Origin of the sequence: Ensifer aridi (assembly GCF_002078505.1) — a bacterium.
GTDB classification, from domain to species: Bacteria; Pseudomonadota; Alphaproteobacteria; order Rhizobiales; family Rhizobiaceae; genus Sinorhizobium; species Sinorhizobium aridi.
This window is the reverse complement of record NZ_LUAV01000004.1, coordinates 315,062-326,540: the sequence shown is the minus strand read 5'-3', so window position 1 is coordinate 326,540 and position 11,479 is coordinate 315,062. Positions and strand designations below refer to the sequence as shown.

Sequence of the window (11,479 nt, the reverse complement as noted above, 5' to 3'; positions counted from 1 at the left end):
TTTGAATCGCTGCATCTTTTTGTCCTTAAATCGGCTACGATTTAAGGAAACATGCAGTAGGATGGCTCACGCCGCGATGGCGGAGTGAAATATCCGGCGCACCGCCTTCGAAAGACGACGAATGTCGGCTTCGAGATGCGTCAGGTCCGGGTAATCCCCGGCTTGGCAGACGAGATCGACAAGCCCGGCGGGAGCCTCGTCCGGATTGAAATCGCCGTCGATGCAAAGCCTGACGATCTGCGATACCTCGGTGAAGAGTGTCAAGGCCTCGATCGCCGTATCGAGGTCGTTGGCATTCATTATCGCGGCGCCAAGCGTCTTCAGCGACTCCAGAGTGTGCGTCCCGGCGGGAGGAGGCGCCACGCCCTTCGTCGGCGCGACGAGGGCCAGAAATTGGGCGATGAACTCGATATCGACGAGCCCGCCGGGGATAAGCTTGAAATCCCAGATGCCGTTCGGCGGCTTCTCTTTGTCGATCAGAGCCCGCATCTCCTCGACATCCTTGCGGATCTTCGCGACGTCCCGCCTTTCGGAGAGAACCTCGGCGAAAATCGTCTCCGCCTCGCCGATCAGACTTTGGTCGCCGCCGATGCATCGTGCCCGCGTCAGCGCCAGATGCTCCCAGGTCCAGGCTTCATTGCGCTGGTACTTGGCGAAGGCGGTGACGCGCGTTGCGACGGGGCCTTTGTTGCCGGACGGCCTCAGTCGCATGTCGACGTCATAGAGGATCCCCTCTGCGGTCGGCGCAGAAAGCGCGGCGATCAGGCGCTGCGTTACGCGGGTAAAGTAACGCACCGGATCGAGCGGCTTGGCGCCATCGGACTGGGAAGCCTCGTCGTCGTAGTCGTAAAGCAGGATGAGGTCGACGTCGGAGCCGGCGGTCAGTTCGTGGCTGCCGAGTTTGCCCATGCCGACCACCGCGACACGCCCGCCAGGAAAACGGCCGTGCGCGGAGCGGACCTCTTCCAGAACCGCATCGAGCGCTGCGGCAATGATCAAATCGGCAAGGTCGGTGAAGGCCCTCCCCGCCTGCAGGCCGGTGATGGCGCCCGTCAAGAGCCGGATGCCGATCAGGAAACGCTGCTCGGCGGCGATGATGCGCAGGCGATCCAGCACCTCCTCATAATGCCGGGCGCCCGCTACGAAATTCGCAATTCGCGGCGCCAGGTAATCCCGGGTCGGCAGTTCCGCAAGCAGGCCGGGATCGAGCATGCCGTCGAAGACATGCGGTTTGGCGGCGATGATCTCCGCCAGCCGTGGAGCCGACGACATGATGTTGACGATCAGCGACAGGAGACCGGGATTGTTGCCGAGGAGCGAGAAGAGCTGAATGCCCGCCGGCAGGCCGGAGATGAAGTGATCGAAGCGCAGAAGCGCCTCATCGGCGCGCCGGCTTTCGCCAAACACGCGCAGGAGTTCCGGTGTCAGCTCGGTCAAGCGCTCGCGCGCCTCTACGGACTGCGTCGCCCGATAGCGCCCGTAGTGCCAGGTGCGAATGGTCCGGGCGATGTCCGACGGCCGCTGGAAGCCGAGCTTGTTGAGCGTCTCGAGCGTGTCCGGATCGTCCTGCTGCCCGGTGAAGACCAGGTTTCCGGTCTCGGCCGAGAGCTTCGCCTCCTGCTCGAAAAGCTGCGCGTAACGCCGCTCGACCGTCCGCAACACGCGTGACAGTTCTTTTGAGAACGAGGCACTGTCCTCGAAGCCAAGCATGTAGGCGATCCGTTTGAGTTCCCCCTCGGTCTCCGGCAAGACGTGGGTCTGCTCGTCGTGCACCATCTGAATGCGATGCTCGACATCCCGCAGAAACCAGTAGGCGCCGATAAGTTCGTCAGCCGTCGGCCGGTCGATCCAGCCGGTGTCGGCAAGGAGGCCCAGCATCGCCTCGGTTTCGCGACGCCGGAGGGCGGGCATACGGCCGCCGGCGATCAGTTGCTGCGTCTGGACGAAGAATTCGATCTCCCGGATGCCGCCGCGGCCAAGCTTGATATTGTGCCCCTTCACGGCAATTTCGCGGTGACCTTTGTGGGCGTGGATCTGCCGCTTGATCGAGTGAATGTCGGCGATCGCCGCATAATCGAGGTATTTGCGGAAGACGAAGGGCGTCAGGTCCTTGAGGAAGCGTTCGCCGGCTTCCAGATCACCCGCAATCGGCCTCGCCTTGATGAAGGCGGCGCGTTCCCAATTCTGTCCCCTGCCCTCGTAATAGAGCATCGCGGCCTCGACGGGGATGGCAAGCGGCGTCGAGCCCGGATCGGGCCGCAGGCGCAGGTCCGTGCGGAAGACGTAACCGTCGCCGGTGCGTTCTTGCAGAATGCGGATCAGCCGCCGCAGCAACCGGGCGAAGGTTTCCGACGCTTGGTCGCGGTCGATGACGATGCCGGACTGCGGGTCGTAGAAGACGACGAGGTCGATGTCCGAGGAATAGTTGAGTTCTCCCGCGCCGAGTTTGCCCATGCCGAGCACGACGACGCCGGAGCCAGCGCTCGGCGCGGCCGGGTCCTTCAGCGCGAATTTGCCGCTCTCATGTGCGCCGATGAGCAGGTGATCGATCGCGGCCGACACGGCCGCCTCGGCAAAGTCGCTGAGCCATCGCGTCGTCTCCCGCCCGTCGAAAAGCCGCGCCAAGTCTGCGAGCGCTACGGCGAAGGCAAGCTCACGCTTGGTGCGCCTCAGCCGCGACATGATCTCGGCGTCAGGCAGTGCGGCTCCCGAGGGCTCCGCCCGCCAGGCGGCGCGCGCTGTCTCGATCCGCCGGTTCAGGAAGTCGGGCAGGGACTCCCCGAGCAGCGCCTCCAGGATTGCAGGACGGCTGCCGACGGTTTCGCGCAGGAACGGCGAGAGGGCGAAGGCGGCGACAAGGAAATTCTTGAGTGGCGCGTCGGAGGCGATGAGATCCGCGATACGTTCGTGGCCCCTGGATGCATCCTTGAGGATGGAAAGCGCAGCCTTGGCGTCCGCCTGGCTTGCGGCCCGGATCGGGACCGTACCGATATCGGACAAGCGCCGCTCGATCGCTTCCGGCATGAATACTCCCTTTCAACTCCGCAACCGGTTTATCAGGTCGCCGCCGCCGGGAAAACCATGCGCACCGTCAATCCGCGCTCGTCCCCTTCAGTTGCCGAAAGTTCCATCGAGCCGCGGTGCATTTCCATCACCGCCTCGACAAGCGAGAGGCCGAGGCCGGTGCCCGGTTTCGACCGGCTTTCATCCAGACGGACGAAGCGTTTGACCACTTCGCCGCGCATGTCCTCGGGTATGCCGGGACCGTGATCGGCAACAGCCAGCATGACGTGGCGGTCGCTCTTCTTCATCTCGACGCGGATCGACGGATTTGCGGCGCCCTCCGCATATTTGATCGCATTGTCGATAAGATTGCCGAGGGCTTGGCCGATCAGTTCGCGATTTCCGGAGATCACCACGCCGGGCGCGACATCCGACTCGAGCCGAAGCGCATTGTCCTCGGCAACCGGTTCGTAAAGCTCGACGCAATCCGCGACGATCTGCGACAGATCGACATCGCTCATTTCGGCGGGGGCTGAGCCGGCCTCCACGCGCGAGATCATCAAGAGCGCGTTGAAGGTGCGGATCAACTGGTCGGATTCCGCGATGATCTCCTCGAGCGCGCCGCTCTGGTTTCCTCCGTCCGTGCTGGCGAGCGCCGCCTCGGCCTTGTTGCGCAGTCGCGTCAGCGGAGTTTTGAGGTCGTGCGCTATGTTGTCGGACACCTGCTTCAGGCCTTCATTCAGCTTCTCGATCCTGCCCAGCATGGCGTTCAGCGATTCCGAAAGCCGGTCGAACTCGTCGCCCGAGCCACTCATCGGCAAGCGCTGCGAGAGATCTCCGGCCATGATCTTCGTACTCGCCTCCGACATGCGGTCGATGCGCTTCAAGGCATTGCGGCCGATGCCAAACCAGATCACCAGCGCGCCGAGGCCCATGATGCCGAGCGCCACCATCAGCGCCTGGCGGACGAGAGCGCGAAACTTCTCAGGTTCCTGCAGGTCGCGGCCAACGAGAATCCGCAGACCATTGTCGAGCACCAGAACCTGAGCAAGCGCCACGTGCCTCTCGGCGCCGCCCTCATCGGTGAAGCGACGGTAACGGAACGGCTCGGACGTCCAGCCTTCATCGTCCAGCAGCCCAGGCTCCAGGCCTGCCACGTTGCCGGCGAGGATTTCGCCGCTCGGCCCGGCAATGACGTAGAGATTGGCGCCCGGTTGGCGCGCGCGCCGCTCCAGAGAGCGAAGCAGTCCGCTCACGCCCGCGCGCTCATAGACGCCCTCGACCTGCGCCGACTCGGCGGCGATCGCTTCGCGCGTCTGCTGCTGCAACAGCCGCTCGGACATGCCCGTCACGTAGAAAACGAGGAAGGCGGCGCATAGAGAGAAGAGCACCAGATACAGCGCGGAGAGCCGGACCGCGGTCGTCCTGAACAGAACGCTGAACTTGCTCATGTGTCGGATGTCCGGTCATCCTTGATCATGTAACCGGCGCCGCGGACCGTTCTCAGAAGCGGTGGGTCAAAGTCCTTCTCGATCTTCGATCGCAAGCGCGACACATGCACGTCGATCACGTTGGTCTGCGGGTCGAAGTGATAGTCCCAGACATTTTCGAGCAGCATGGTCCTCGTCACCACCTGCCCGGCATTCTTCATGAGATATTCGAGCAGCCGGAATTCGCGCGGCTGCAAGGGGATTTCCTTGCCCTGCCGCCGCACGGAGTGGGACAGGCGGTCGAGCTCAAGGTCGCCGACGCGGTAGACCATGTCCTGCTCGGGCGCACCCTTTCGCCGGCCGAGCACCTCGACGCGCGCCAGGAGTTCGCTGAACGCGTAAGGCTTCGGCAGGTAGTCGTCGCCGCCGGCGCGAAGACCGGTGACGCGATCGTCCACCTGGCCGAGCGCGGAGAGGATGAGCACCGGCGTATGAACGCCCCGGCGGCGCAACTCGGTGATCAGCGACAGGCCGTCGCGGCGCGGCAGCATCCGATCCACCACGAGCACGTCATAGGTGTTCTCGCTTGCCATGAACAAACCGCTCTCGCCGTCGCTCGCGTGGTCGGAAACGATACCCGCCTCGCGGAAGGCCTTGGCGAGATAGGCGGCAGCCTCGAGGTCGTCTTCAACAATCAGTATTTTCATACGCGTGACCATAGTCCCGGACCTCTGTTCGTCTCAACCGGTTTCGGGTTCGCATTGGGCGCGGGACGAAGGAAGTTTAAGCGGTTTCCGGTCCCATCCGCCCTAACTCTCGAGCGTTTACGCTTATGATTTTCGGTCGCTCCGGCCGAAAATCGTCGTAACCAAAAATCCGAACGCAGAGTTCGGCAGAAATAGAAACGCCGCGATATCGAAACGATGTCGCGGCGTCCTCGAATTCAGACCGGAACGCGGGCGAGGATCGCGTGTCAGCCTATCCCCGCCCGCTCCCAATCCCGATCGCGCCGCGGCCTCAGCCCTGACCGATCGGCAGAGCGACGAAGCGGCTGCCTTCCGATGCCTCGATCTGGAAGAGCGCCTTGCTGCGCCCGTCCTTCTTGGCATTGTTGATCACCTTGAGGATGTCGTCAGCCGACTTCACTTCCTGATTGTTGACGGAGACGATCTTCTCGCCTTCCTTCAGGCCGCGATCGGCAGCATCCGAGTCCGGATCGACGGAGGCAATCATGACGCCGGTGCCGTCCTCGGCCGGGGTCACCGCAAGGCCGAGATCAGCCAAAGCCTCTTCACCCGCCTGGCCCTGCTCGGGCTGTTCGTCAGGGGTGGCCGGCGCAGCGTCGCTGGTCTCGCTCGGCAGCGTGCCGATCTCGAACTTGACGGTCTCCGACTTGCCGCCGCGCCACAGCGTGATTTCGGCGGAAGAGCCGGGACGAAGGGCCGCGACACGGCGGGCGAGATCGCGCGGATCCTTCACCGGCTCGCCGTTGAGCGCCGTCACGATGTCGCCCTTCTTGATGCCGGCCTTCTCGCCAGGCGAACCTGCCTGCGGCTCGACCACGAGCGCGCCGCTCGCTTCCGAAAGACCGAGGGACTCGGCGATGTCCTTGGTTACCGGCTGGATCTGCACGCCCAACCAGCCGCGCGAGACCTTGCCGTCCTTGATGAGGTCATCGACGACGTCCTTTGCAACGGAGGACGAGATGGCGAAGGCAATGCCGACATTGCCGCCCGACGGCGAGAAAATCGCCGTGTTGATGCCGACGACCTCGCCGGAAAGATTGAACGTCGGGCCGCCGGAATTGCCACGGTTCACCGCCGCATCCACCTGCAGGTAATCGTCATAGGGGCCGGAGCCGATATCGCGGCCGCGCGCCGAGACGATGCCGGCAGTGACCGTACCGCCGAGACCGAAGGGGTTGCCGACGGCGACCACCCAGTCGCCTACGCGAACCTTGCTATCGTCCGCAAAGGTGACATAGGTGAACTTCCGGTTTGAATCGACCTTTAGCACGGCAAGGTCGGTCCGGTTGTCCTTACCGACGAGCTTGGCATCGAGTTCCGTTCCGTCATTCAGAATGACTGTGAAGGCCGAGCCATCGGAGACGACGTGATTATTGGTCACGATGTATCCGTCCTCGGTGATGAAGAAGCCGGATCCCTGGGCCCGCGGACGCAGGCGCCCTTCTCCTTGCGGACCACGGCGATCACGCCAGCGTTCGGCGCGGTCGCCGTCACCCGGGCCGGGGCCGCCGAATTCGCGGAAGAAGCGCTTCAGCGGGTGGTCGTCGGGCAAGTCTTCAAAACCACGGCCGCCGAAGTCGAAAGTGAAATTGCTTTCATCGGTCGCCCGCTCGCGCGACTGGACCCGGACGGAGACGACGGCCGGAGAGACCGCATCGACCACATTCGCGAAGCTCGGAACGGCCGGAGCCTGCACGTTGACGGCCTCGGCAAAGGATTGCGTGATCTGAGCCGGTAGACCGGTCGTCAGCAGGACGGCCGCAAGCCCTGCGACCGTCGAGGTCTTCAGGACCGTTTTCAGGGAGGGACGCAGAGTTCTATTCGTAGACATTCGTTTTTGCCTTCTCTCGTTCTTGAAGCTGGCCGCCGGATGGCAAGCGGCTTCGAAACCTTTCCCACGAGCCAGCTTCCCGCGGCTGGCCGCCGGAACTGCTCGCCTGGCTGACCACTGCATGTTCCCTCAAATTGGCGAGAGCCGATTTGAGGACGGAAGCATGCAGCAATTCCAAGTGCTACAGCTACCGTTGTGCATCCGAAAGGACGCGTGGAGCTGCAGAGGAACAGCCGATGACGCTAGGTGTAACGAAGCGGACATTACTGAGTTCTGTCTGGTGGATGAATTTTTCGTAATGTTCGGCAAAACCGCGGCACGCGCGCTTTGCCGTCGCCCGGCGCCCACTGCGTGTCCCGTTTCCGACGTGGCCTACGACCGCAGTAGCTTGTCCAGCTTTTCCTTTTCCTCGTCGGAAAGCGGTGCGCCAGCCAGTGGTGCACCGCGGCGCCGCGCGGCGATTATGAGCGTGGCGGCGCCGATTATCAGTAGGATGACCGGCATACCCCAGAGAACCATCGTCTTGATTTCAAAACGGGGCTTCAGGAGAACGAATTCGCCGTAGCGTGAAACGACGTAGGCGATCACGGCCTCGTCTGTGTCGCCATTCATCAGCCGCTCGCGCACCAGTACCCGTAGATCTCTGGCGAGGTCGGCATTAGAATCGTCGATCGACTGGTTCTGACAGACCATGCAGCGAAGCTCAGCGGAGATCGCCCGGGCCCGCGCCTCGAGCGCCGGATCGGCGAGCACCTCGTCCGGATTGACCGCGAAGGCGGGCATGGCCGAGGCAATGCAGAGGAAAACTGCGAGAACCACCCGGATCATTCGGCCGCTCCCACGGCAAACCGTGCCGATTTCCTGGCGCGCGATGGCGCTCCCACGCGCAAGCGGCGATCGCTCAGGGAAACGATGCCGCCGGCCATCATCACGAGCGCGCCGCCCCAGATGCAGAGGATCAAAGGCTTCCACCAGATGCGTACGACGATGCCGCCGCCGTTCGTTGCGTCACCCAGAGAGACATAGAGCTGGCTGAGGCCGAAGGTCCGGATTCCGGCCTCCGTCGTCGGCATCCGACGCGCCGGGTAGAGCCGCTTCGAGGACGAGATTTCGGTCACGGTGACGCCGCCGCGGCTGACGGTGAAATGGCCCGTTTCCTCGGTGTAGTTCGGCCCACGCCCCTGGCGCATGCCGTCGAAGCGCAGACTATAGCGGCCCGCATCGACGGTCGCCCCGGGCTTCATTTCAATGACCGTCTCCGTCTCGAAGGCTGTTACTGTCACGATGCCGATGAGCGTGATGCCGACGCCGATATGGGCAAGCGCTGTGCCGAAAGCCGAACGCGGCAGACCTGAAAGCCGCTTCCAGGCGACGCCGAACGCTACCTTGCCGAGGCCGGAGCGAAGGACGAGGTCGGTTACCGCCCCGAAGATCAGATAGACACCGAGCCCAATGCCGAACGGAGCCAAAACGGGGCCGCCGTTCGCGGCATAGTAACAGCTTCCTGCGACCAGCAGACCGAGGGCGGCGGCCGCAAACAGCCGCTGCGACGCCCCGGCCAGATCGCCGCGCTTCCAGGCGAGCAACGGACCGAAGGGAACGGCGGCGAGGAGCGGCAGCATGAGCAGGCCGAAAGTCATGTTGAAGAACGGCGCGCCGACGGAGATCTTGTCGCCGGTGAGGGCCTCGAGCACCAGCGGATAGAGCGTGCCGGTGAGCACGGTCGCTGTCGCCGTCGTCAGGATCAGGTTGTTCAAGACGAGCGCGCCCTCGCGCGAGATCGGCGCGAATATGCCGCCCGCCTTCAGATGCGAGGCACGGATGGCAAAGAGCGAAAACGCCCCGCCGATGAACAGGACGAGAATCGCCAGAATGAAGATGCCGCGGGTCGGATCGGTGGCGAAGGCATGTACCGACGTCAGCACGCCCGAGCGCACCAGGAACGTGCCGAGCAGCGACAGCGAGAACGTCATGAGCGCGAGCAGCACGGTCCAGATCTTCAGCGCCTCACGCTTTTCCATCACCAGCGCCGAATGCAGAAGTGCCGTGCCGGCAAGCCAGGGCATGAACGAGGCGTTCTCGACCGGATCCCAGAACCACCAGCCGCCCCAGCCGAGCTCGTAATAGGCCCAATAGGAGCCCATGGCGATGCCTGCGGTCAGGAATATCCAGGCAGCAAGTGTCCACGGTCTCACCCATCTTGCCCAGGCGGCGTCGATCCGGCCCTCGATCAGCGCGGCAACAGCAAAGGAGAAACAGACGGAGAAGCCGACATAGCCGAGATAGAGCAAGGGCGGATGGATGGCGAGGCCGATGTCCTGGAGGACAGGGTTCAAGTCCTTGCCCTCGCCCGGCGCCGGCATCAGCCGCGCAAAGGGGTTGGAGGTCAGCAGGACGAAGAGGGCGAAGGCGGCCGCGATCCAGGCTTGCACCGCAAGCACGGTGGCTTTCAAGGTCTCGGGCAGGCTCCGGCCGAAAAGCGCAACAAGGGCGGAAAAGAAGACGAGGATCAGCAGCCAGAGGAGCATCGACCCCTCATGGTTCCCCCACACGCCGGTGATCTTGTAAATCAGCGGCTTAAGGGAATGCGAGTTCTCCCAGACATTCTTGACCGAAAAGTCGGAGGTGACGTAGGCGAAAGCGAGCACGGCGAAGGAGAAGGCGACGAGCAGGAACGAGGCAAGCGCCGCGCTTGTCCCCAGCTCCATCAGGGCGCGATCGCCGCGCCTTGCCCCCAGGATCGGAAGCCATGCCTGGATGAGCGCGGTCGCGAGCGCCAGCACCAGTGCATAGTGTCCGAGTTCGATGATCATCGGATGTTTTCCTTCCCGCCAAGCGTGACGCCCTGCGCCTCCAAACGGTCCGCGACGTCCTTGGGCATATAGGTCTCGTCATGCTTCGCGAGGACCGTGTCCGCAACGAAAACCGGGCTGCCGGCAACGAACGCCCCCTCAGCGACCACGCCTTGGCCCTCGCGGAACAGATCGGGCAGGATGCCGGTATAGGTCACAGGCACTGTCGCCAGAGTATCCGTCACGCTGAAGGTGACGGTCTTCCCCTCGCCCCGCTTGACGGAACCGGCTTCGACCAGGCCGCCGAGGCGGATGCGCGTTCCGGGCGCGACACCGGCCTTCGCCAGGTCGCCCGGAACGTAGAAATAGGCAACGGCCTGGCTGAAGGCGAACATCACCAGCAACACGGCCGCCATCAGAAATGCGACGCCGCCGCCGATGATCGTCAACCGCTTCTGCTTACGCGTCATTTTACTTCTCCGCTCGCGTCGATTCCGAGCTCACGGCCCAACGCCAGCAATTGCTTGCCCTGCTCGCCACTTGCCGGAAAGGCGTTCAAACCCTCCCGTAGGGCATCTCTCGCCTTGTCTCGTTGATCGAGCACAACATAGGAGCGGATGAGGCGCATCCAGCCTTCGAAGTTGTCGGGGTCTTCCTTCAGCCTGCTCGCCAGACCGTCGACCATGCCGCGGATCATCGCCTGGCGATCGCCCGAGTCCAACTCCTCGGCGGCGGCGATATCCTCTGATGTCGGATTTGCCGGCGGGGCGGCAGCGGTATTCGGCTCAGCGGCGCCGAGTTCGGCGATATGCTGATTCACCAGCGGCAGCCACGGCGCATCGGCAGGCGAGCTGCCGGCGAGCTTGCGGAATGCCGCGAGCGCTTCCGCGTTTTTGCCCTCCTGCCTCAGGCCGAGCGCCAGGTAGAACTCCGAACGCGGGTCGTTGGCGTCGAGTGCCAGCGCCTTTTGCAGCGCGCTCTGGGCCTCCGCCGTCACCAGACCGCCGGACTGCACCACCAGGGCCTCGGCGTAACCGCCCAATCTCGGCGCGGTCGGCCCCAACAGGCGTATCGCGCGGTCATAGGCGGCGACGGCATCGGCGACCCGGCCATTGCGCATATAGATCGGCGCCAGGAGATCCCATCCGGCGCCATCGTCCGGATTGAGAGCGAGGTGGTTTTCAGCCTTTGCGATCAGGATACTGATGTCGTCGCCGGGATTGGCAAGCCTTGCCGCCAGGGGCTGGGCCGGCACGCCGGGACTGCCTGTCGTCAGATAGAGGAGGAGCCCGACGGCGGGAAGACAGAGGAGGATGAAGGCCTGTGCGAGCCGGCTCGAAAGAAGCCGCTTCGGCGGTTCCTCGGCGGCGGTCGTATCGGCGGCACTGGCGGAAAGCAGCCGGCGGGCGATCTCGGCCCTGGCGAGCTCCGCCTCCTCGCTGCCGATCAGCCCGGCCTCGCGGTCCCGGTTCAGCTCGTCAAGCTGATCGCGATAGACTTCGATGTCGTGGCTATGGCGAGACGGGAGCGGCGCTGCTGCGCGCATGAGCGGCAGGATGAGCACGGCTGCGACAGCCGCCGTAAGGATGGCGACGAGGATCCAGAACAACATGGATCGGGAATACTATGAGGTCCAGGTCATTCCAACTCGAAAACAGGCAATGACGCATATTTGAG

General features: G+C 63.8%; 8 protein-coding genes. All 8 read right to left on the bottom strand.

Annotated features, from left to right (window positions below; translation table 11 throughout):
• Window positions 1–66: 66 nt before the first annotated feature.
• A complete protein-coding gene (locus tag AYK65_RS05200) occupies window positions 67–3,024 on the bottom strand; it encodes a bifunctional [glutamine synthetase] adenylyltransferase/[glutamine synthetase]-adenylyl-L-tyrosine phosphorylase (RefSeq protein ID WP_081157995.1) in 2,958 nt (985 codons plus the stop codon).
• 32 nt (window positions 3,025–3,056) lie between these two features.
• Window positions 3,057–4,454, bottom strand: coding sequence for a sensor histidine kinase (locus AYK65_RS05195; protein ID WP_081157994.1), 1,398 nt, complete (start codon window positions 4,452–4,454; stop codon window positions 3,057–3,059).
• Window positions 4,451–5,152, bottom strand: a complete 702-nt coding sequence (locus tag AYK65_RS05190) for a response regulator transcription factor (protein ID WP_026612742.1) — start codon at window positions 5,150–5,152, stop codon at window positions 4,451–4,453. The genes AYK65_RS05195 and AYK65_RS05190 overlap by 4 nt, the downstream gene beginning before the upstream one ends.
• Before the next feature lie 298 nt (window positions 5,153–5,450).
• Window positions 5,451–7,010 carry a Do family serine endopeptidase gene (locus AYK65_RS05185; RefSeq protein WP_081157993.1) on the bottom strand — a complete coding sequence of 520 codons (1,560 nt, stop codon included), beginning with the start codon at window positions 7,008–7,010 and terminating at the stop codon, window positions 5,451–5,453.
• 372 nt (window positions 7,011–7,382) lie between these two features.
• Window positions 7,383–7,838, bottom strand: a complete 456-nt coding sequence (locus AYK65_RS05180; protein ID WP_026612744.1) for a cytochrome c-type biogenesis protein — start codon at window positions 7,836–7,838, stop codon at window positions 7,383–7,385.
• Window positions 7,835–9,823, bottom strand: a complete 1,989-nt coding sequence (locus tag AYK65_RS05175) for a heme lyase CcmF/NrfE family subunit (RefSeq protein ID WP_046118398.1) — start codon at window positions 9,821–9,823, stop codon at window positions 7,835–7,837. Before AYK65_RS05175 ends, AYK65_RS05180 begins: the two co-directional genes overlap by 4 nt.
• A complete protein-coding gene (gene ccmE / locus AYK65_RS05170; RefSeq protein WP_026612746.1) occupies window positions 9,820–10,272 on the bottom strand; it encodes a cytochrome c maturation protein CcmE in 453 nt (150 codons plus the stop codon). Before ccmE ends, AYK65_RS05175 begins: the two co-directional genes overlap by 4 nt.
• On the bottom strand, window positions 10,269–11,414 hold the full coding sequence (gene ccmI / locus AYK65_RS05165; protein WP_026612747.1) for a c-type cytochrome biogenesis protein CcmI: 1,146 nt from the start codon (window positions 11,412–11,414) through the stop codon (window positions 10,269–10,271). The genes ccmE and ccmI overlap by 4 nt, the downstream gene beginning before the upstream one ends.
• Window positions 11,415–11,479: the final 65 nt, after the last annotated feature.

Coding starts and splice junctions, on each gene's coding strand:
- ccmI (WP_026612747.1), bottom strand. CDS start 11,414: ATGTTGTTCTGGATCCTCGTCGCCATCCTTACGGCGGCTGTCGCAGCC.
- AYK65_RS05190 (WP_026612742.1), bottom strand. CDS start 5,152: ATGGTCACGCGTATGAAAATACTGATTGTTGAAGACGACCTCGAGGCT.
- AYK65_RS05200 (WP_081157995.1), bottom strand. CDS start 3,024: ATGCCGGAAGCGATCGAGCGGCGCTTGTCCGATATCGGTACGGTCCCG.
- AYK65_RS05185 (WP_081157993.1), bottom strand. CDS start 7,010: ATGTCTACGAATAGAACTCTGCGTCCCTCCCTGAAAACGGTCCTGAAG.
- AYK65_RS05175 (WP_046118398.1), bottom strand. CDS start 9,823: ATGATCATCGAACTCGGACACTATGCACTGGTGCTGGCGCTCGCGACC.
- AYK65_RS05195 (WP_081157994.1), bottom strand. CDS start 4,454: ATGAGCAAGTTCAGCGTTCTGTTCAGGACGACCGCGGTCCGGCTCTCC.
- AYK65_RS05180 (WP_026612744.1), bottom strand. CDS start 7,838: ATGATCCGGGTGGTTCTCGCAGTTTTCCTCTGCATTGCCTCGGCCATG.
- ccmE (WP_026612746.1), bottom strand. CDS start 10,272: ATGACGCGTAAGCAGAAGCGGTTGACGATCATCGGCGGCGGCGTCGCA.